Origin of the sequence: Mycobacterium sp. 050272, assembly GCF_039023525.1 — a bacterium.
In the GTDB taxonomy this organism is placed as follows: domain Bacteria; phylum Actinomycetota; class Actinomycetes; order Mycobacteriales; family Mycobacteriaceae; genus Mycobacterium.
Genome location: NZ_JBCHKV010000006.1, coordinates 286,417 through 307,080, shown reverse-complemented (window position 1 = coordinate 307,080; position 20,664 = coordinate 286,417). Strand labels below are relative to the sequence as shown.

The window sequence follows — 20,664 nt, the reverse complement described above, 5'->3', positions numbered from 1 at the left end:
GCCGGAGGGAGGACCGCCGGCGTTGCCGGCGAGCGCACACGGCGGCTCACGCCGCCTTGCTCGTGTTCTATGGTTGCGTTCTGTTGTGCGCCTTGCGTTTTCGTCGTCACCGGCTTGTTCCCGCTCGGGCTTCGCCCTTCGCTCTGCCGGATCGAATCTCTTTGCATATCAATCACTTTCACTACCCGCATGGTCGCGACTTCGTCGCTATCCAATGTCGTTATTCTACAGTCTAGTTCGTGGCTCCGCTCGTCTTCGCCGCGCTTAACATCAATACTACCAACACTTTTCGGGATATCGCAATGTCTATCCTCATCACTCAATACCCGTTCATACCAACCAAATACGACCACACCAACGCGGCACCAACGCGGCGGGGCTCACGCCCCACCGCCCACCCCTGCCGCCTTACCCCTCAATCCAACAACACACACACCACACCTGATGTTGAATCCGGCGGCCCGCACCCCGCACACTCAACACCATGCGACTGCTCGACTGCTCGTCCTCGCCGACACCGAACCCCCCTGGACCTCCATCCCCCACGCCATCACCACCCACCACGCCGACACCCTCATCACCGCAGGAGACCTCAACCACACCTGGCTCAACAACGCCCACATCACCGACGCACCCGTACCCACCATCGGCATCTACGGCAACCACGACAACGGCACCTACCTCACCACCCTGGACATCACCAACCTCCACCTCACCCCCACCACCATCAACAACACAACGCTTGGTAGACAACATGATTCATGGCAGCGCCTACCGGACTGGTGACACGGTGGCACTCAGACCTTCGCGCCACGCGGGCACTCCTCTTGCAAACACTGAACCGGCGGCCCGACGATAGAACGCGTGATTGACCAGGCCGAAGTGTGGATACAGCGTGCACGGCAGCTCCTAGGCACCTCAGTGCCGCCAGAAGTCACCCTCCCACGCTGTGGGCCGGCTCCGCAGCACCCCGACGCGTGGACCGGTGAGGCCAGCGATCGGGCACGTGACCTTGACGAGACACTCGCGGAGCGGCGCCAGCGTTTACGATCCGCCCACTCCTCAGTCGCGGATACGGTTCGCCAGGCCAATCTGCTCACCCAGAAAGCTCAGAGTGAGCTGGCGGCCGTCGAGCAGGCTTGGCAGCGGGATAAAGCGGCGTTCGCACACATATCGGGCACCGCCGAAGGCCGAGCAGCATTATTGCGGGCTGCGCAGTCACGGATCGATGAAGCGAGCCACGTCGTCAGGGACGCTGCCGCGCAGTTCCAATTGGTCGCCGCCCAGGTGCATACGGCCACAAGCAACGTCACGGCGCTCGATAATTACGTGTCGACCGGCACCTCGCACATTCAGAACGTAGGCGCGGAAGCGCTTGGTGTGCGGTCAATTCCGCCGAAGACCGGCGACGACTGGGATCACATCGAGGAGATCCTGGAGCATTGGAACCGTACGAGCAACGCCGGCCTGCCGGCTATGCCCGATCCTTGGCCCCCCGAATTCTAAACGGCCGCCTGAACCCTATCGTTTGGGTCAGCGGTTAGCGACGCGCATCCGCTCGATGATGTCGCGCCGGACCCCTTCCCCGCCGCGCCAGGCCCGGAGCCGGCCGACGTGGTACTCGTCCTCCCCGCCGCAGGTTAAACCGGCCGGCGCCTCACACACTGGGCACTCGATTCCATATGGAACGCCCACTCCCGGAACCCCCATGTCGTCCACACCCTTTCGCAGCTTCCCGGGCCGACCCTGCTGACCTGCCCCAACACCGTTCATACTAATGAGCCCCACCGACAGAACCGCCCACCGATTCGGGCTACCTCTGCTGCCACACAACGTGATTCACTGGTTTAGCGTCTACCCAGGGCCCGCTGTTCACCACACCGCTGGAGGCGCGAAGTATTCTGCATCCGGATCCTGCTCATCGGCGTCAGTCACCCGAAGCACGCCGCGCTCCACGAACTCGCACCCATCGTCATCCAGGCTTGCCAACTCGTTGGCCAAATCACAGCGCTCCGGCTGGAAATCCCGTGGCACGTTGACCCGAACCTCGTGGTGAGACTCCTCTACAAAGCCAATCACTACTGTCTTCCACGGTGCTGCACCGTCGACGCCGTGGCGAGCACCATCGAGGTAGGCATCCAGGTCTGACAACCTCAACGTAAAGTCGCCCCGGTTATTCAGGCCGCCACCAAACACTCGGCGCGGCAACAATGGAACCGCCACAGCAAGGCTCGCATTGCTATCAACCAATCCACCAGCCGTAGCAAGGTTCCCCGACACATCCACCGACAACCAGCTCCGTTCGTTGACCACCATCCACGACCGCACAAGAACGGCCGCCCGGCGCTCGATTCGCCTAAGTACCCGATCACGATCACCTAGCAGCGCGCTTAACTGCTCGTCGACATCACCGGCATCGTGGCGACGCTCCCCGCCATCGCGAGTCATCACCACGGCACACCCAGCCGCTCAGCCACGATGTCGCGCGAACACGGCCCAATTCCGGCCGCTCCAAAGACTGCTGCCTTCATGACCAACAAACCCTTCTAACTGAACGGGCCCACCCCGGCTGGCGTGCCCTTACAACACCTGATTCTACCGATGACGACCGACACATCACTCCGCTCTCAAACAGGTGTGCCCTCAATGCAATACGGCACCCCCTCCCCAACCCAGCGGCGGGCAGGGGTGCCGTCATCTCGGGATTGCTTGTCGGTGCTCGTTGCGATACTTGAAAGGCAGCCGACGGGAGCCACACCCGAACGAGTTTCAGGAGACAACAGACGAAGCCCATGAGAGGGGATCAGACGATGTGGGACGCGGTGGTATTCCTCGACACCGAGACGACTGGCAAGGGGCCGCGTCGCCGAGCGTGGGAGATCGCCATGATTCGACGCGACGCCACTGGGGACCGCGAGATCACGCTCTACGTCGACGTCGCCGACCTGGACTTGCCTCACGCGGATCCCAAGGCGTTGGCGATCGGCCGCTTCGACCAGCGTCATCCTCAGCGCGATGGCGTCCTGACGACGCCGAACGCTCACCTCCTGCCGGCCTCTACAGCGGCCGCGGTCGTCCAGCGTTGGACCGCCGGCGCCCGGGTATTCGGGGTGGTGCCCTCGTTCGACACCGGCTGCCTGGAAGCGCTGCTGGAGCGCCATGATCGGGCGCCGCGGTGGCACTACCAGCCCTGGGACATCGCTGTCCTGGCCACCGGCTACCTCATTGCCCGCCAGATCCCTGTCCAGCGATCGGCAGAAGCGACGTCGCGGGCCTGCGGAGTCGCCACGCCAGGCCCTCACGAGCGTCACACCGCACTCGGCGACGCGCGGTGGGTCCGGCGCCTGCACGACCGGATCTTCGCGGAAGCGACCTACCCGCAGCCCTGCGTTGCAGCTTGAGCTCGTCGACCACCTCATCACTGTCCGGCGACGGCTGGCTCGGCGTGCTGCTCCCAGCAGCGATCGCAGACGTATGCCCGGTGAGTCGGCAGGAATGGCCGGCGCACTGGGTGCGGGCCGCAACACACCACGCAGGAGTCACCCGAAGCTGCAGCGGCGCGGACAGCCGTTGTTCGGCCCAACCCGGTTGGCGCTCCCTGCGTGACCCCGGTGAATCGGTCGCTCTCACGACTGGGGTCGGCGGTGGCGGAATTGCTCCGGTGGATGGCTTCTTGGCCCGTGGTTGTGCGGCCGTGTGGAGTGCTCTTGTTGGCCCGTTTGGGCAAGAGCCGCAGTCTCGATGCCAAGAACGCCCCTGGGCTGGCGATTTCGTTCGGCCATGACCATCCTCGGGCCCGCATATCGCGGTTGAGTGCTTCGGTGATGGCGCGGGCTGACCAGACAGCCGGGTCGATCCCAGCTGACGCGATTGCATCGCAGATTGCCCCGACATGTCCCTGATCAAGGCCCCGACACAACGGGTCACGACGACCGGCCGGGGTGACGAGCTCGGCCGCAAGGCGCTGCAGGGCCAACGGCCTCGGCGCAGTCCGTGCCGGTGGTTTGTTTTTCTTCGTGGGGGGATGAACTTTCTTGGCGGGCGCGCCCGGGCGCGCCTTTGGTGAGTTCGAACTAACTGGACTTAACCGCCTATCCCTTCGGGATGGCGGTAGGTGGACAAACTCCACAGGCCGGCCGATCTCTGTGGACTCCACTTTGCGGCTCACCAGATGCCAGATCGAGGGCCGGTTGCCGCAGCTTGCCGTCGAACTGGATCCGTGGCCGCGCGCTGCTTCGACTGCCCAACCGGCCGCGCCGAGAACCGTCCACGCCCTGGTAACCGTCCTGGGGTCGCAGCCGGCCGCTGCCGCCACCCGTACTCGCGTCACCGCCGCATTGCGGCCGGTGCCGTGGTCGGCGAACTGCGCCCAGGCCGTCGCCACGGCAGCCAGTGTCGAGCTGGTGATCGAGACGTTCGTCGAGGCACACACAGCCTGTAGTTCATCGCTTTGCGCCCACGCCTTGACGCTGCTGATCCAGCCGGCGCGCGACGTCCACATCGGCGTCGACGGGGCAGTCTCGCCGGCGCGCTGCACCCAGTTCCGCCGTTGCTCGCGGTTCCTGATGCGGCGCAGCCGCTGTTGGACCGCAGCCGACTGACACTGTTCGGCGTAGTCGCCTGCGGCTCGCCCAATCGGGCTCGGGGCAGAGCCAATTCTGAGATCACGGTTTCGCGCGGCGCCTAGACGGTGTCGAGGGTATGCACTACCGTGAGACGAGTCCTGATACGACATCGTCCCTTCCAAGGGGCACTGGGTGCGGACCTGGATCTGAGCGCCAACTCAGATCGAACCCTTGACGCGGCCCCGCTTTCGAGCGGGGCCTTCGTCGTGTCACAGTGGTTGGCCCACACCGATATTCACGTTTTCTGGCGTTGGCCCACTCCGCTCCGAATAGTCGCTGGTGGGCTCTACACGGCTTAGGCGATCACGGGCGCCCCCTCTCGCGCGGCAGGAACTGTGCCGCGGAACGTTCGCCGATCTGTGGACGCAGTCGGGTTGCCGGCCGGCTGGATTGCCTGCGATGGGCGGTGCGTGATGTCAGGGATCTAGTTGGGCGGCATACGTTTCCGCCGTCGATTGCGCCGAACGGCGCAGGCCGGTCAGACACCGAACGAGTGGCACTGTCGAGTATTGCGGACATCATCGACAGATCCGCCGCGTGTCGGCTCGATCTACCAAGATCTGCACGCAGACATGCAGTATCCTGAGACGTGTCATCAGACAGTCCCTTTCCTAGGGGGATGGCACGCATGACAAACCCAAGGGTCGAGTGACAGCCCGACTCCGACGTAGCCCTCGGTAGCCGCCGGGGGCTTGCGTCGTTTTAGTGGGGAATCCGCGTGAAAAGTGTTACGAGAACACCTAATTCGAATGCGGCGTGTGCATCGATGGGCGCTCGCAGATGATGGCCGTTGGCCAGGAGTTCGACTGCCGCGGCATAGGCGGCCTCAGCGCATGGAACCTCCTTTCAGCAGGTGTGACTGCTGGGAATCGTCCCACGCGCATCATGGTTAACCATGATGCGACACGCACATGGTTAACCATTCCCTCGTCAATACGACGAGGGGGTGCTTTATCCGATCACATCAGCCTGCGAGGCTGGTTCCCTCCATGTGCTCGTCGTACTCGTCGAAGACGGGTTGCAAGTAATCCCGGATGAAGTACTGCGCCGACTTCTTCTTGCACTGGTCGGCCTTCCATTCCAGTGCGAGAAGTTGACGTCCGGTTAGGCGCAGCCCCATGAGCTCGTCGAGCTCGCGGCTCTCGACCTTCGACTCCTTCGGAACCGCGGCCTGACGAGGTGCGCGATCCTGGCGCTGTCGAGTCGCTCGCGAGGATGCCATTACCTGCTCCTAAATACGCTCAGTGCTCTACACGCCGCCGCCTGACACTGTAACCCGCACTGCCCTTAACTGCCCTTAGGTGCACAGTGAAGGTTGCCCGTGTCGCACGGGCCGGCGCGTCTTCTAAGATCAGTGAAGTACATATTGGTGCATCTTGGGACGTTGCGGGCTACCTTCGAGGACGATCGACATCCAGGAAGGGGGGTTGTACACCGTGTCCGATAGACTCAAGTACCCCCCTGACGGCGTCGAAACCGCTCCCACCAGCCGTGACGTTGTCGGGCTGAGGGAAGCTGCCAGGCTGCTCGGCAAGGATCCCAGGACCGTACGTAATGCGATCGTCGCCGGCCGGATTCGTGGCGGCGCTGAGCCGTATCCCCAGCGCTTGCGCTGGTATGTCTACCCAGACCAGCTCCCCAACCATCCACAAGAGCAGGTGGGCCAGGCCCCGGGCGGTCTGGCCGAAGCTGCGGGCGCCGGCGCCCCGGAATCGACTACGCGTCTCATCGCCGAACAGCAGGCCGTTATCGCTGATCAACGCGCCCAGATCGTCGCCTTGGAGCACAACAACCGGCTCCTGTCCACGGCCGTCGATGACCTCCTGGACGCACTGGAGGAGTACAAGGCCGGCGGCAACAGCTACCGGGAAGCTGCCGGCCACTTCCAGTCCGCGGCCGACGGAATCGCCTCGTCACTGCGTAAGCATCGTGACGCGCTCGCCCAGTACACCACCCCTGGTCACCTTGGCGACTTGATCACACCGGACTAGCACCTCCGCCGGGCGTTAGTCCGCTGTTGTGGCTGCCACCGTGAGCTGTCGGCCGACGGACTCGATCACCGAGTCGGAGAGCGGCGGAAACATACGGAATGCCACCGGGTCATTGCTGGAAGAGGTAGCGAGGAACCCGTGGCCCGGACCGGTCAGGAAGTATGCTGCGTCGGCACCAAGGAGGTACCGCGAAGCCTGGCCTGTGATCGTTTTGAAGACGATTCTGTAGGTGGAGTTTTCGAGAATTCGCCACATGTAGCCCCGCTGGAGATCCTGCGCGGAGACCAAGACGCGCACGCCCAGCTCTCGTCCGTGGCGTAGCACGTGGAACACGGCCGCGGCCGTTGGCTCGTCCTGGGGTAGCTCGTCGACCATGATCACCGTATAGGGCATCGGCGGCAGCTCGGCGCCGGCGTCTCGTGCCTTGTGGTAGGCGTGGACGTCGCGGAACCTTCGGCCGGTGAGTTCCATGCCGGCGTCGGTCAGCGCCTGGCTGCGCTGCTCGATCAGGCGGTCCAGTGCCTGCGCGATGTCGCCCGCCTTAGGTTCGCTGCCAGCCTCGCCCGCGGGCTGGATGGTGACGTGGGGGTAGTTAGCGAACGCGTCGAGCGCCGATTCTTTGTACCCGCTCACCGGAATTACATGAAGAACCTCGGGTGAATGCAGTGCGCATAGCCCTAATACCATCGTCTGCAGGGCTGTGGATTTGCCGCTTCCGGTCATTCCGATCATCACTCCGTGTGGCCCCTGGCCGCCGAGCGGCGCGTCTTTGAGGTCCAGCCAGATCGGGTTCCCCTCGGGCGTCAGGCCAAGAGGGGTACGTAGCAGCATCTGCCGGGTCGCGCCGGCCGGTCGACGGTGTGGCTCCCACAGCGCCTCGACGTCGAGGCTGTCAGGGTTCTCGATACCAAGCGCAGACAAAAGCGTGTCAGCATTCACCCGGCTTTGTGCGTCGTACTCGCGATCGACCTCGCGCCTGGCGCGGGTGTAAGAGACGCCGTTGGCGATCTGTTGGCGGCGAGCCTTCTTCTTCCACGAGTTGTTCGTCATCGCGAGAGTCACATCCCATCCAAAGTGGTTGTCGCAGCAGCCCACATCTGCGTTGCGACAGTCTCTGAAGGGTTGGTGCGCGGAACCCCGTGGGTCTTGTCCCGATCGCTCGTGAACGAATCGATGTGGGCGATCCGTCGTTTGTCGGGATTCCGGCCGCCACGACAGCGGCACAAGTTTCAGCATAAACACCCCGGATGCCACCTACCAGAGGGCCCGAGGACCGCTATTGGAATCGGTCGGGCTGCCCTTCCCGTTCAGCGACAGCCTGTGTGAACACGCCGGCGGCGTCCGAGGACATCCCGAGCATCTCCCCGAGGGCCTGGTTGCGAGACTCGACCGCTGAGGCGCCGTCGCCCTGCGCGAGCAGCTTCACGGTCTTGCCGCCATCCTGGACAAACATCTTCCAGGAGTCGGCCCAATATTCGGTATAGGTGTTGTCGGCGATGATGACGACCCGGGTGGCATCCTCGAACGCCTGGTCGCCCATGTTTGTGCGGTCGTGTTCCCGCTTCTTGTCGGCAAGAACGTCGTCCCAGTCAGGTACCTGCTCGGCCACGCTGTTTTGTCTCCCTCACCCTTCCGGGGGCGGGCTCATTCCGCCCCAGTGGTTATGTCTCGGGCCTGAATTCCAGGATCTCGTCGACGATGTATCCGACCTGGTAGGTCGCCGGCAAGTTGGACCACGTCGGGATGATGATCTGCATCGCGATCTCCTCCCCGAGCAGCTCCTTCAGCTTGTCCTCGTCCCCGTCGAAGAACGCTTGCATCAGCTCTCCTGCCGGATCAACCGTGATGGTGTCGTACTCGGCGTCGGGGTTGGTTGGGATGTCCTTCGGATATTCCTTGCCGTTGATCACCACAAAACCCTTCACCCTGATCCGTACGACGATCCCGGCGGCTGGGATCGGGGGCGCGCCTCGGCGCTTCCCGATCGGAAGTTCTGCGTCGGGATCTGGTGAGTCCCGCCACCGCCGTACCTGTCCTTCGCTCGCGCCGATCTGGCGGGCGAGGTTTTCGATCCCTCCGGCCCTGTCGATCGCCGCCCACCTGTCCAGCCACGCTTTGTCCACGCCGGGGGGCGGATCATCCTGTCGAGCGCGCCGGGCGATCGTCCGCTCCGATAGCGGCTTCTTACCTGTGTGCTGGGCGACACGACGAGCCATTTCTCGGCGAGCTCGACGAGCGGCTTCGGCCCTCTGTAGGCGCTCCGGTAGCAGCCGCCATCCCGCACCGAGCTCGTTGAACCGGCGCTGCGTCAGGGCATCCAGCGCGTCGCGGAAGCCCTCTCCTTCGGGTTCGGGCTGGGAACTGTCACCAGGCAGATCCCAGAACTCCATGCTCACGAGTCGTCGGCTTCAGCGTCCGGTGGGCCGTCAGGGGTCTCTGCGGCGGGTGGAAGAGCTTTGAGCCGGTAGCTGCCGTTTTTGCGGAGACCAGTCTTCTCGTCGAGCGGATCCTCCAACTGGTGCGGTTTGAACCCTTCTGGCACGCGGTAGAACCACGCGTCGACCATGCACTCGGTGGGGTAGAGGTTGAAGTCACGTGCGATACGGCATGCGTATCGCATCGCGCGCCACCGCGTGAGCCCCTCGATCGCGCCGAACCATGCCGGCTGCTGTAGCTGCAGATATGGATAGCTCCAGGCGCTATCCCCCACAGCGGCGCACCGCCCGAACACGCTCTTGTACAGCGCCTGGCACATCTGCTGATAGTCGAGCCTGTCTACGGCTCTCGCCTCAGCAAGCTTGGTGCGCAACAGGATTGCGAACTGCTTGAGCCACTGGTGCTGTTCTGGCCACACGTAGGCAACGTGGAAGTCGATCTCGGCGACGGTCAGGCCGGCGCCACCGTTTTCCACTGGGGCGAGCAGCTGCTGAATGTCGATGGTGGTCGCGGGGAAGGTTGATTCCTTCGTCCAGGACATACCCGGGTGCGGTACCGGCAGTTTCGGTGAGATCCCGTCGCACTTGTTCGCCGGCGGCACCGTGATCTGGGCTACCAGAAAGGGCGGTCGCTGCTGGTCGAACCACTCGGGATCGGGTGTCACGAATTCTGGTGTCCCCCAACCTAGATAGACGCCCTCAGCGGAGGGCAGGTACGCGGCCTGCTGATCGACCTCCACGTCGACGCCCGGATTGTTGGCCCGGTGCTTGCGGTTCCAGCTGTCTTTGGTCCACCATGCGTACGGCAGATTGCCGCTCTTGGACAGGCGCGACGGCAGTGGGCACGGCACGAGCTTCGCGCCGGGGTCGTTCTTGATGGTTGGGCGGGCCTTGCCCATCCGCACCCTGGCGATCTTGCCTCCGACGCGAGACCATCGCGGCCCCGGCAGTGCGCCTTCAAGCCCGTACAGCCAGGCGATGCGATCACCTAGCAGATGTGCTGCTTCGGATTCATCGGCCGGCAGGATCGTCGGTGTTCCGACAATGCCCAGTATTCCGCGGTCGTCGGGCCGTGACTTCGAAGGTTCGGAGTGCGTGTAGGGCATCAGGACAACGTCGACTTTGCGGTCTGGCCAGTTCGTCGGATCCGGTGTCGGAAACGCGCAGGTGAAGAACCCGGATTTCTGGTAGGTGACCTCGCAGCCGAAGAAGTCCCCCACGATGTCCTCGAGTTTGGCGGTCGAGCCAGCGCCCGGTACCGGGAAGTCGAGCTCGCGCAGCGCCTGCCCGGTGATCCAGATCTGTGGGTCGGCCTCGCCCTCTCCGGATGCCCACGGATACTTGACGGCCAGCTTCAGCAGATTGCCGGGCTCGCCGAGCGGGGGCTTGACCACCGCGCCGGCGGGATTCACGATGCCGAATGTTGTGACGATGAGTACGCGATCGTCGGCGCCGGAGTACTCCACGTCGTCCCACTGCCGGCTGCGTAGTGGCCAGGCATCTGCTCGCCCGGGCGTGTGGTGGCCGGCGGGCTCGTCGACGTCATCAGCAGGTGCGGCCGCGGAGGTGCGCACGCCGGCCAGGTGGTTCTGTACCGTCGTCTCCCACCAACCGCGCACCCCTCCCTGGTCGGGATCACCGGTGACGACGTCGTGTTCTGGGAAATCCGCCGGGATGCCCTTGCCGAGTCGGCTGACGATCTGCTGGCGCGACAGCGCTAACATCGGGCCGTCCGCGCTCTGGTGGCACTTCTCGTCGATAATCCAGTTCAGCAGGTCGGCGAGTTCGCCATCCGGGTCATCGCGCAGCTGCCAGGTTGTCCCGTCACGCGTGATCGCATAGCTACTCATCACTTAGTTGGCCTCTCCTCGTGTGGGGGCGCGTGGTGGTGGTGGCACCTGGTCGGCGAGCCCGGCGGCAAGTTGTCCAAGCCGCCATTTCCTGCGCAGGTTCTCGACGGCTGTCGCGGTGCGCCCTACCTGTACCGCGGCTTCTGGCACGCTGAGTGAGAGATCCAGCGCCACGCGCGCGTCGGTGATTGTCCAGCGCATCTTTGTGTTGTTCGCGGTCGACGCCGTCCGTTCGGCGCGCCGGCTGGTGTAGCTGCGCCGCTCGGCCGGGGTGCGTTTCTGTGCCTCTGGCATGGATGGACCCTCCTGCGGCTGCCACGGTCAACGATGCCCTCACTCTAAGCACGTGGTGACAATGAGGCTTCCGACGGTGGGTCACGTCGCGCCTCCGGTGGTCGCCGGGCACTGTCGGACCGCGATGTCGCGATCGTTCGTGGTGATGTTCAGGTCATAGGTCACCGCCACGGCGAGGTACCGCGCGATGTAGGTGCACTGGAAGTCTCGGTTCGGGGGTAACCACTCAAGCCCTGAATCGGACTTGTCGCGGTTGGCCGGACCTGAGACTGCGAACAGATTCACGGGGTCGTTAGCAAGCGCCACGCGCTTGGCCTCATCCCAGAGGGATGCGCCGGCGTCCCAGCTGCGCCCGAGGGCGAATACGTGGTCCAGCTGCACAGCGGACGGGTCGCGACCGGCGTCGTAGGCGATGATCTGGCCAGTGTAGGGATCATGAAGTGTGCCCGAAAGTACCTTGCAATTATGGGTATTCGGCTTCACGGTGACATCGGTCAACTGAGCCTGCAGGATGCGCGAACGGGTGTCGCAGCCGGAGTGATTTTGCGGATCATTCCAAGCTGGTCCAAACGAGCATGCCTGGCCGCGCTTGCAACCACGTTCGTATCCGGGCACGTTTGGCAAACTGTCCACGACGTGAGCGTGGTCGAGGAGGTCGGCGATGACGTTGCCCGTCTCCGACGGGTCCAGGGGCGTGGCTGCCGGGGCGGTGGAGTCAATCGTTGCCCACATCGACTTCAGTGCCGACGTAAACGACTCGGTCGACCAAGGCTGCCCAACAGCGGCCGCCGTGGCGATCGCTACGACGCTTAAAAATAGCACCCGTCGAGCGACTTTCATACAAACCCCTCGTTCTTCCTTCACGGACTATGCCTGCGTGATCAGGGCGGCGTTCTCAGTTTCTCCGCGGCTCGTCACATAGTGTATCACTCAATCTAAATACGTAAATAGATTGAGGGCTAACCTGGTCGCGCCATGTCGACAAAACGGGATAGATGCAGTTGGTGCGCGACGGTCACCGTCCGCGTGGGCCCGTTTCGATGTTTTGCCAGAATCAGGTCTGCTTCACCGCCGCGGGGATCGTCGCGCTCGAACGCATCGGGGCGATGCAGCAGGATCACCATGTCGGCATCCTGTTCCTGGCTACCACTTTCGCGAAGATCAGACAGTTGCGGCTTCTTGTCACCCCGCTGCTCGGGCCCGCGATTAAGCTGACTGAGCGCCACGACGGGCACCTCAAGCTCCTTTGCCAGCAGCTTGAGCGACCGGGAGAAATCAGAGACTTCCTGCTGCCGGGACTCATAGGCCTTGCCTGAGGTCATGAGCTGCAGATAGTCGATGACGATCATCCGCAACTCGGCCTTCTGCTTGAGTCGGCGCGCCTTGGCCCGGATCTCCATCATCGTCAGATTGGGCGAATCGTCGATGTAGAGGGGTGACTCGCTGATTTCCCCGAGCCGCCGCGCCATCTGGGCCCAGTCGTTGTCGCTCAGCTTGCCCGACCGAATGTCCTGCAGCTTGATACGCGCCTCAGCAGACAGCAGCCGCATCACGATTTCGGACTTACTCATCTCAAGCGAGAAGATGACACTGGCCATCTTGTGCTTGATGCTGCATGATCGCAGAAAATCCAGTGCCAGAGTCGATTTCCCGAGACCGGGACGGCCGGCGACGATTACAAACTGGCCAGGGTGCAAGCCGTTGGTGACGTCGTCCAGGTCAGCGAAACCGGTCGGCACACCGCGGCTGTTCGCGCCCGAAGCGATCGCGTCGATCTCATCAAGAGTCGGCCCCACGAGATCTTCAAGGGCAACGCAGTCGTCACTGCGTCGCTGTTCGGTGACGTCGTAGACTTCGGCTTGGGCGCGGTCCACCACCTCAGAGACGTCCGCTCCGTCGACGCCTGCATATCCGTATTGCACGATGCGGGTGCCCGCCTCGACCAGCCGCCGCAGTAGCGCTTTTTCCGCGACGAGGTCGGCGTAGTAACCCGAGTTCGCGGCCGTCGGCACTGTGGCGATCAGTGTGTGCAGATACGGTGCGCCACCGATGCGTCGGAGGACGCCACGCCGATCGAGCTCGGCGGCCACAGTCACCGCATCCGCCGGTTCACCACGGCCGTAGAGGTCCAAAATCGTATCGAATATCACCTGGTGCGCGGGCCGATACAAGTCTCCCGGCCGCATCCTCTCCAGCACGTCAGCGATCGCATCCTTGCTGAGCAGCATGCCGCCCAGAACTGACTGTTCTGCGGCCTCATCCTGCGGAGGCAGCCGTGTCTCACCCTCAGTTGGCCCGGGCGTCGATCGCTTCCCTGATCGTGCCGGTCTTTCCTGCATGGTTGTCATTACGCGACCGCCTCGAATTCGTCAGCGGCAGAGTCGAACTCGGCCTTGACCCCTTCCCAGCACGCGTCGCACACCGGCAGAGGTAACGGCATACTCGACCGCAACACCCCAGGCTGGGAATCACATTTGACGCAGCAGCCGGCAACAACCAGCTCCGTCACCAGGCCGCTGAGCGCAGGCGTCGGTGCCGACACGTCGATGGGTGTCCCGCCAGCCGCGGCCCTGCTTGCGAGCACATCATCGGCCCACCGGATCAACGCAATCTTGAGATCCACACCAGGAAACAACCTGCTCACACGCCGACCCGCTCCAGCCAGGGCGGCGACGGGCATGTCGACAGCGCTGCATCCGAAGAACGCCGAATGGGCGCGCAGCAGCCGCGACCGTTCGGCGTCGGTGGTGACGGCGCAAACCTGGTCGTACCAGCGTGCGTCTCGTGCGTCGGCGGCGCGGCGGCACGCCTGTGATTCACGTCGGTCCCACGCGGACTGCAGGGGCCGCAGCCGCGGCCCTGAGCCGATCAGGTTCTGCGTCAGGCGCCACATGGCCAACTTCCACGGTCGCTGCAGTTCCGTTGGGGGTTCAGCACCGAGAACAGCAAGGATCTGCTGCGGCGTGAATCCCCGAGATAACCGCAACCGGATCGCAGCACCGAGCTTCCACCGCAGATGCGAAGGAAGCTGCTGCAACATCGTTGGCATTTCGCGAAGGACGTAGCGAACCTCGTCCGGGCGAACGTCTACCTCAGTCGGTCGGGCGGAGTGTTTTGCGGCGGCGCCACGGGAGCTGCGGAGGGTAGGGAGGTTAGATTTTTGGCTTATAGAGGGATGCTGGTCGGAAAAGGTGACGGATTTGGTGATGACGTGGCCCTGGGCGTCCCGCTGCAGGGGCTCAATGTTGTCAAGAAACCGTGGGTGAATTGCGACGCCAGCAAAGCCTCCACGGCCCTGTGCGGGGCGGTAAGTGACAAGTTCAAGGGCGGCCAGTCCAGCCAATGCGCGGCCTACCGTCTTGAGGTGGTAGCAGCGGCCGCCACGCGAGGTGATCTCTTGCGCGAGTTGTGTGAGTCGCATTCTGTCGTCGGTGACCCTGGACCACCGTTCGCACAGCATCGCCAGCACCGCGGCGAGCACCAGTCGCGGCGCACCCCGCAGGCCCTGGGCGGCGGGGTCATTTTGCACTCTGCTGATGACGCGTTGAGCATCAGCGAACAGCACCCGTTCGCGATGGCCACTTGGGCGGCTGAGGCCGGTATTCGGCTTACAGCCGACCGTGGTAATTGCGTGGGAAGGAGTCTGGTGATCGCGGTGTTGGTGTGCAACACACGAGCCTCCAGCTGGTCTTGCCCCTGCTTGAGACAGCAAGCTAGTATGAGAGCTACCTGGCACGGTATTCCCTTCACATTGAGGGGACCCGAGATCGAAGTTGGTCCTTCGGTCTCACGCGAGAGAGAGTCGGAGTTGGTCCTCCGCGGATCTCGTTTCTTCTAAATCAGAGCCCCCCTATTTGGGGGGTATCTCTGCCCTCGTCGAGTCCCGGTATGGAGTTGTCAGCAAACGGCCCTGACGGGCCTGTCTAGGTGGCGATCGGCAGCTCCTCTCCCCCGCCGGCGGTGAACGAGTGGCGGGAATCAGCGCGATGAGGTCGGACGCCGAATGCAGGGGGCCACATAGCTGGCCAGGGGCGCCAGCACGCCATTGCGGCTTGAGCCGTGGCTAGGGCTGGTCGAGGAGCTCGGGTATCTCTCGTGCGGAGTGTTGCCATTACGCACGTGCCTCCGCCAGACGTGGTGATGGTGCGGAAACCATGCAACGGCCCTCGGCGATCACGTCTGTGATGACTGCCGCGATCGCTGCGTCGAGCTCGTCGTGGGCCTGTTGAACCATGTGCCCGCAGTGCGGCAGGTGTAGATGGCGGCTACCGGGGATCCTCGCGGCGATGTCCTCCGCGAGTACGGCCGGCGTGAGGAGATCGGTGCCGCCGCTGATCACGACGGTCTTAGCCCGGATAGAACCCAGCGTGGAGTACTGGTCAAACTGCGCCAGTGCCGGCAAGAATCCAACGGCAGTGCGCAGGGAGGTCGTCGCCAGAGCGTCAGCGGCTACTGCGGCCAACGCGCACCCGGAACGTGAACCGTGCCAATGAGATACACATCGGCAGACGGGACCGGCCAACAGCCTCCGCAACGGCTGCAGCGTCGGGCCTGGAGCGCTCTGAATGAGTCGAAGCAACGTCGACACCCCTGGTGCCGTCAAGAGTTGGCCAAGCCCGAACTGGGTGAGGTGCCCGGCTGCGGTCGCAGCGAGGACAAGTCCGTCGACCCGCCGGGTGTGAGGACTCGCATGGCGGGCGCAATGAGTGAGGGCGGCCATGGCGCCCATGGAGTGACCGATTACCACGACTGAACCGGTTGGGGCTACTGCGTGTAGGACCGTATTGAGGTCATCGGCGAGACGGTCGATGGTATAGCTGTCGGCCGCGGCGGCCATCGAGCGGCCGTGGCCGCGATGGTCGTAGCACACGGCTTGCACCATCGGCCCGAAACTGTCTACTACAGAATCGATCTGGAGTGCCCACGACACTTGGGAGAGGCATAGCCCGTGGAGAAACACCACGGTGCAGGGGGCGCTGCGTGCGCCGTGCACCGTGAGGTGAAGTGTTACCCCGTCGTCCGTTCGCACAGACAGCTGCCGTGGTTCCCGGCGCGACCGCGGCACCTCGGCCGCTGAGCCCACTGCCCTGTCGCCGCGGCTCCTTGCTGGCAACGGTGTGACCGCGGTCTGGACCGGCAGCACTTGAGCCGGCCCGATATCAGTAGTAGTCACCGCCCCTGCTCCTCTCATGATGCGACTTGCGCCTCAGCAATGTCGGTGTCCGCCAACGCAGTAACTACGTCAACCGGTAGACCGCTACGCTGTGCGACTCGGTCGATGCGGTAGCCCTGTTCCAGCAGTGCACGCGCCCAGGAGTAGGAATCCGGATCGACGGTCTGCGTTGAGGTGGCCTCCTGGGCGAGTACTTCACTCAGCGTGGGTACCGGCTGGCGGAACCTCTTGGCGGGCGCGCGACGTGTCCCGAGGCGCTCCGCGAGATTTGCGATGCGCTCGGCGCTAGCGGCTGTGATCGTGTCGCGGCGGAGCTGCAGGGACGTGCCGAGGCCAGCTTCACGGGCGATCCACGACTTTGGCCAGTTCCGTGCGATCATGTCGTCGAGCAGCTCCCAGGTGGGGCCGGCATCGACGCGGCTACCGGGTGCGGCCGCCGTGCGCACGTCGTTCAAAGTGGCCGCCAGAATCACCGTCTCGGTCTCCGGGAGAATGCGTTTCGTCTCCGCGGAGAGGATCTCGACGATCGTTTTGACGTTGAGGTTGCAGGCCCGCGCTAAGGCTTTCTTGGTGGCCCCGGCGGCCACTAGTCGTTCAAGGTGCGTCCGAGCGGATCCTGCATCAACCAGATCTGTGGTAGGTCCGCCGGCGGCGGCGCGGGCGGCACGTTCGGCCTCTTTGGCGCGGTTGGCGTCCGTGCATTCTTGGCATGTGCAGCCCTTGACGTAGCCGGTGCGCGTGCCGTGACGGACATCGCCGATATCACGCAGAACACGCGGGGTGGGCTGACGTTCCCACTGCCAGCCTGGGACTGCGGCGAGCAGGCGGGCACGTTCAGCGACCATATGGCCGTGCCGGTACAGATGCCGTTGCCGCGTGCACCAGTCATATAGCGGGAGGGAGAAATCGGGGAGATCCTCGTAGTGCGAATATGGTGGGCGGCAGTGACCTTCGCGTGCCACAAACTGGCGCAACGCTTCCAAACCGAGCAGCCATAGGGTGGCACCGCGGTACCAACGCAGAGCCCCCTCGGCCGCGCGCGACGGTGTGACGCACTCAATCTCATCGAGCAGACCCTGCGTCAGGGCGCCGGTAACGCGGCGCCTGCGGACGGTATTGAGCCACTGACCGAGTGCAACGCCGTCCTCGACCACATCGGCCGGCGGATTTGCGTGCCCCTTCCACGCCACGTATTCACCGAGCAGGTCAACCGCGCGGGCATCCTCGGCGGAGACGACGCTCCAGGACCAACCGGGGATCTCATCGAGGCGTAAGCGCCGACGGTCATCGAGTTCCCCACGCCGCGCCAACTGCCGCTGCCACGCGCACCACCGGCCAACCGTGGTCACCGCCGAACGATGTTCGACTCGCTGCAGGGCAACCTGAGCGATCTGCGGATCCTCAACGCCCAGACTCTGGCCAGCAACGGCGAGATCGTGGACCTGCCTCCACTGATCTAACCAGCGCTGTTCAGCCAGATCCCATGTCCACCCGGGAAGGGAGGACAGCTGATTTACGCGCTCGGGAGCAAGCATTCCGCGCCGGTAGGCCCGCCGCTGACGTTCGCACCACTCCCCCAGCCGTGTACCACGACCGGGCCGCGCATGGCCGTGCTCGGCAATGAACTGGTGCACCTCAGCGAGCGCCAAATCCCATGCTGGCGAGAGGAATTCGACAACGCGGGCGTGGAACCGCTCCGGTTCGGCCAGAGAATGAAGGTCAAACTCAATGTGAGAGCCGCGCGACCCGTCACAGTCTCCGCGCCTCGACCGTTGCCGTGTGATCTCAGAGATCTCGGCGCGTAGCCGCGAATCCATGCTGCGCAGTCCGCGCAGGATTCGCCAGACCGCGGCGAAATCGCCGCTCGACAGAACCGTGTCATCGTCAAGTCCTGCGGGAACACATACCGGGATCATCACCATCCCGACGGTCTTGGACGGGGCGGTGCGCAGCGCGCGTCCCACCGACTGGATGACGTCGACGTCGGAGTTCTTCGGGTCGGCGAAGAGCACCCCATCGACGGCGGGAATGTCAACCCCGACGCTCAGGCAGCGTGCGCTGCTGATCACGATGAGCTGATCAGGACGCGCCGACGACAGCAACTCCAACGCGTCCTCACGCTGGGTCGTGGGGTCTATCCCGGCGACGGAGCGGGCCACCACGGTGCGGCCGTCTTCGAGACGATGCCCGTCGATAGCATCGGCAAAGGCACGGGCCTTGGCGACGCGGCCGTGAAAGCTCAGCACACTGGCGACACCTTGACGGGCCGCGACTGCCAGGGCAGCGATGGGATCAGGTGTGACCCCTGCCTGGGGTGTTTCATAGACCATTACCCGGTAATCGACCAGGAGGCCGCGCGCGATCGCTTCGGCGAAGTCGAGCCGATAAGCCACTGGCCCGAACAGCGCAGCGTCGTCCATTGACAGGGGTGATGAATCCTCTTGCGCTACACCTCCGTTGGAGGAAACAACAGGGGTGGCGGTCATAAAGACGCGGCGTTTGGCTGGCAATTTGTCGTCGAGAGCGACGCGGAAGTCCTCCCGCGACTGCCCCGCCAGGGTGTGCGCTTCGTCTGCGATCACGATGTCAATGACCACCTTCGCCGAGCGGGCAGCCTCGGCGACGACGTGCAACGAGTGATAGGTCGAGAAGATCACCAATGGCTGCAGGGCGCTGTGCCCGGATAGCCGGGCGGCGACCACCGCAGCGTCGGTTGTCACCCGCGCGCGAAGCCGTGTCCAGAAGGACTCGGAAATGTCTTGTCCGTCACCATCAGCCCGTTCGCTCACGCCGTCTGCGGTGCTCGGATCCGAGCACGTGATGAGTGCTTGGAATGGCCAGCCGCCACCCGATCTCCACTCGCGCACCGTCTGGGCAACCAGACTCAGTGAGGGCACCACCACTACGGAGACGGCGGCGCCAACGCGCTCGGCATACCAGCGGCCGACGAGCGTTTTTCCAGTGCCGCACGCCATCACCAGCTGCGCCCGGTCATGCCTCTGTAGAGTGTTGTCTAATGCCGAGAGCGCCTCGACTTGGTGGCCTCTAGGCGCCCGGATCGCTGATGTCTGCATGGCTTTCATGACCGCGCACCGCGATAAAGCCGGCCAGGACTGTGGTCGACGAGGGGTACCGCAGGTTCACATCCGCAACGCGCAGCGTGGGTCAAGGCATCTAGGACAGCAACCGAGCGCAGCAGGCGTCGGCGAGACGTCCATCGGCGGCATGTGCAGTGGCCGCGCCACCGCCATCCCCATCGCGAAACCGACACCACACCGTCGGAGGGCGAGCTCTTGAAAACCTCATGGGCTTCGTGCCGTTCGACGCCCAGTCGATGGGTGTGAGGCATCGTCATGCCGCCCCCCGGTCCGAGTGTGAGGCCGCGGCGATCGCGCTGTCGAAGAGGGTGCAGATCTGATCCCGCGTCGCACCCAAGTTGAACTCCATCAGGCCTTTTCCGTCAGGAAGGACGGCGTGCAGTGCCTCGATCACCCGACGGTGCGGTAGCCGGAGTCCAGTCGCCTTCCATGCCTCACTGATGCATTCGTAGGCGTTGAAGCGCTGCCAATGCCACGACTGGGCGGCGACCGCGCGTGCGTGGCTTAGTACGTCGACGAGCGCACTTCTGGTGTCGGCGTCGGGAACATCAGGTGCCGCGTTCGGAGCAGCGGGTGGTGGTACTCGCGAAGCGGTGCGACGCTGGGCTAGCAGGGTGCGTGCGGCGTTCAGGCACATCTCCAGATCGGCGACGGAGCCTCCTACCGGAACGGCCTGAGTGGGGATGACCAGAGTCGCCCCGGCGAGATCGACCGCCCAGCCCCGAAATTCGACGCGGGTCACTCGGTGCTTGGTTATCGGGTCCGCGGCCACGCGGACCTGGACGTCACCTCTGGGCGTCGGGGCGGGCCGGTCCATCGGGCCTTTATCTCCACTGTCGAGGGTTAAAGGACCGTTGGTGCGGGGCGCCCACATCAGGTTGGTCAGACGCACGTCGTTGCGCCGGCCATTCTTGGGGCGCGCAACGTGGCCTTCTGGTGCCGGGCCAACGAATGTTTCCAGGACTAGCGCTGCGATAGGGCGGCGTTTCTCGGATCCATTCCGAAACAGCGAGACCTGTGGGTACTCGTCGCTCTTGATCGGTGTCAGTAGGGCAAGGCGTGTAAGAGACCACACCCGCCCGTAGTCGGAGATCTCGTAGAGGCCTTCATATCCGAGGACTGGGCGCCAGATCTCACGGATATTTGTAAGCGGCGGCGGGCATTTCAACGTCTCAACGGTCATGGAATTCGCACCCCT

The 20,664-nt window shown here is 64.0% G+C and carries 19 protein-coding genes; 5 read left to right on the top strand and 14 right to left on the bottom strand.

Annotated elements, in window-relative coordinates; translation table 11 throughout:
* The coding region (locus AAHS21_RS15610) for a hypothetical protein (RefSeq protein WP_342928511.1) at positions 1-215 on the bottom strand (215 nt) is incomplete at its 3' end.
* Positions 216-444: 229 nt separating this feature from the next.
* On the opposite strand from AAHS21_RS15610, the gene AAHS21_RS15605 reads away from it, so the two are divergent.
* Positions 445-786 (top strand): hypothetical protein, encoded by a 342-nt coding sequence (locus AAHS21_RS15605; RefSeq protein ID WP_342928510.1) that lies wholly within the window; start codon positions 445-447, stop codon positions 784-786.
* 78 nt (positions 787-864) lie between these two features.
* A complete protein-coding gene (locus tag AAHS21_RS15600) occupies positions 865-1,506 on the top strand; it encodes a hypothetical protein (protein ID WP_342928509.1) in 642 nt (213 codons plus the stop codon).
* Between the two features lie 366 nt (positions 1,507-1,872).
* Here AAHS21_RS15600 and AAHS21_RS15595 read toward each other — a convergent pair whose 3' ends face one another.
* A complete protein-coding gene (locus tag AAHS21_RS15595; protein ID WP_342928521.1) occupies positions 1,873-2,448 on the bottom strand; it encodes a hypothetical protein in 576 nt (191 codons plus the stop codon).
* Between the two features lie 344 nt (positions 2,449-2,792).
* Between AAHS21_RS15595 and AAHS21_RS15590 the strand changes: the two genes are divergently transcribed.
* Both AAHS21_RS15590 and AAHS21_RS15585 read left to right on the top strand, forming a co-directional pair.
* On the top strand, positions 2,793-3,401 hold the full coding sequence (locus AAHS21_RS15590; RefSeq protein ID WP_342928508.1) for a hypothetical protein: 609 nt from the start codon (positions 2,793-2,795) through the stop codon (positions 3,399-3,401).
* Positions 3,402-4,145: 744 nt separating this feature from the next.
* Positions 4,146-4,601: a hypothetical protein gene (locus tag AAHS21_RS15585; protein WP_342928507.1), complete on the top strand. Its 456-nt coding sequence runs from the start codon at positions 4,146-4,148 to the stop codon at positions 4,599-4,601.
* A gap of 988 nt (positions 4,602-5,589) precedes the next feature.
* Here AAHS21_RS15585 and AAHS21_RS15580 read toward each other — a convergent pair.
* Entirely contained in the window at positions 5,590-5,847 is a 258-nt protein-coding gene (locus AAHS21_RS15580) for a hypothetical protein (protein WP_342928506.1), read from the bottom strand.
* Positions 5,848-6,061: 214 nt separating this feature from the next.
* Between AAHS21_RS15580 and AAHS21_RS15575 the strand changes: the two genes are divergently transcribed.
* Complete coding sequence (locus tag AAHS21_RS15575) at positions 6,062-6,616, top strand: hypothetical protein (protein WP_342928505.1); 555 nt, start codon at positions 6,062-6,064, stop codon at positions 6,614-6,616.
* Between the two features lie 15 nt (positions 6,617-6,631).
* On the opposite strand, the gene AAHS21_RS15570 is transcribed toward AAHS21_RS15575, so the two are convergent.
* The 11 genes from AAHS21_RS15570 to AAHS21_RS15520 form a co-directional block, all read right to left on the bottom strand.
* The gene (locus tag AAHS21_RS15570; RefSeq protein WP_342928504.1) at positions 6,632-7,666 is read right to left on the bottom strand and encodes an FtsK/SpoIIIE domain-containing protein; all 1,035 of its coding nucleotides are present in this window, start codon (positions 7,664-7,666) and stop codon (positions 6,632-6,634) included.
* Between the two features lie 226 nt (positions 7,667-7,892).
* Entirely contained in the window at positions 7,893-8,225 is a 333-nt protein-coding gene (locus AAHS21_RS15565; RefSeq protein ID WP_342928503.1) for a hypothetical protein, read from the bottom strand.
* Between the two features lie 52 nt (positions 8,226-8,277).
* Positions 8,278-9,006, bottom strand: a complete 729-nt coding sequence (locus AAHS21_RS15560) for a hypothetical protein (protein ID WP_342928520.1) — start codon at positions 9,004-9,006, stop codon at positions 8,278-8,280.
* Between the two features lie 2 nt (positions 9,007-9,008).
* The gene (locus tag AAHS21_RS15555; RefSeq protein WP_342928502.1) at positions 9,009-10,901 is read right to left on the bottom strand and encodes a hypothetical protein; all 1,893 of its coding nucleotides are present in this window, start codon (positions 10,899-10,901) and stop codon (positions 9,009-9,011) included.
* Positions 10,902-10,904: 3 nt separating this feature from the next.
* Positions 10,905-11,195: a hypothetical protein gene (locus AAHS21_RS15550; protein WP_342928501.1), complete on the bottom strand. Its 291-nt coding sequence runs from the start codon at positions 11,193-11,195 to the stop codon at positions 10,905-10,907.
* 81 nt (positions 11,196-11,276) lie between these two features.
* Positions 11,277-12,059, bottom strand: coding sequence for an HNH endonuclease family protein (locus AAHS21_RS15545; RefSeq protein WP_342928500.1), 783 nt, complete (start codon positions 12,057-12,059; stop codon positions 11,277-11,279).
* 95 nt (positions 12,060-12,154) lie between these two features.
* Positions 12,155-13,534 carry a replicative DNA helicase gene (dnaB, locus tag AAHS21_RS15540; RefSeq protein WP_342928519.1) on the bottom strand — a complete coding sequence of 460 codons (1,380 nt, stop codon included), beginning with the start codon at positions 13,532-13,534 and terminating at the stop codon, positions 12,155-12,157.
* Positions 13,535-13,542: 8 nt separating this feature from the next.
* On the bottom strand, positions 13,543-14,235 hold the full coding sequence (locus AAHS21_RS15535) for a hypothetical protein (RefSeq protein ID WP_342928499.1): 693 nt from the start codon (positions 14,233-14,235) through the stop codon (positions 13,543-13,545).
* Positions 14,236-15,306: 1,071 nt separating this feature from the next.
* On the bottom strand, positions 15,307-16,386 hold the full coding sequence (locus AAHS21_RS15530; RefSeq protein ID WP_342928498.1) for an alpha/beta hydrolase: 1,080 nt from the start codon (positions 16,384-16,386) through the stop codon (positions 15,307-15,309).
* Complete coding sequence (locus AAHS21_RS15525; protein WP_342928518.1) at positions 16,383-19,442, bottom strand: Helicase associated domain protein; 3,060 nt, start codon at positions 19,440-19,442, stop codon at positions 16,383-16,385. The genes AAHS21_RS15530 and AAHS21_RS15525 overlap by 4 nt, the downstream gene beginning before the upstream one ends.
* 277 nt (positions 19,443-19,719) lie before the next feature.
* Positions 19,720-20,649: an NUMOD4 domain-containing protein gene (locus AAHS21_RS15520; protein ID WP_342928497.1), complete on the bottom strand. Its 930-nt coding sequence runs from the start codon at positions 20,647-20,649 to the stop codon at positions 19,720-19,722.
* Between the last annotated feature and the right edge of the window lie 15 nt (positions 20,650-20,664).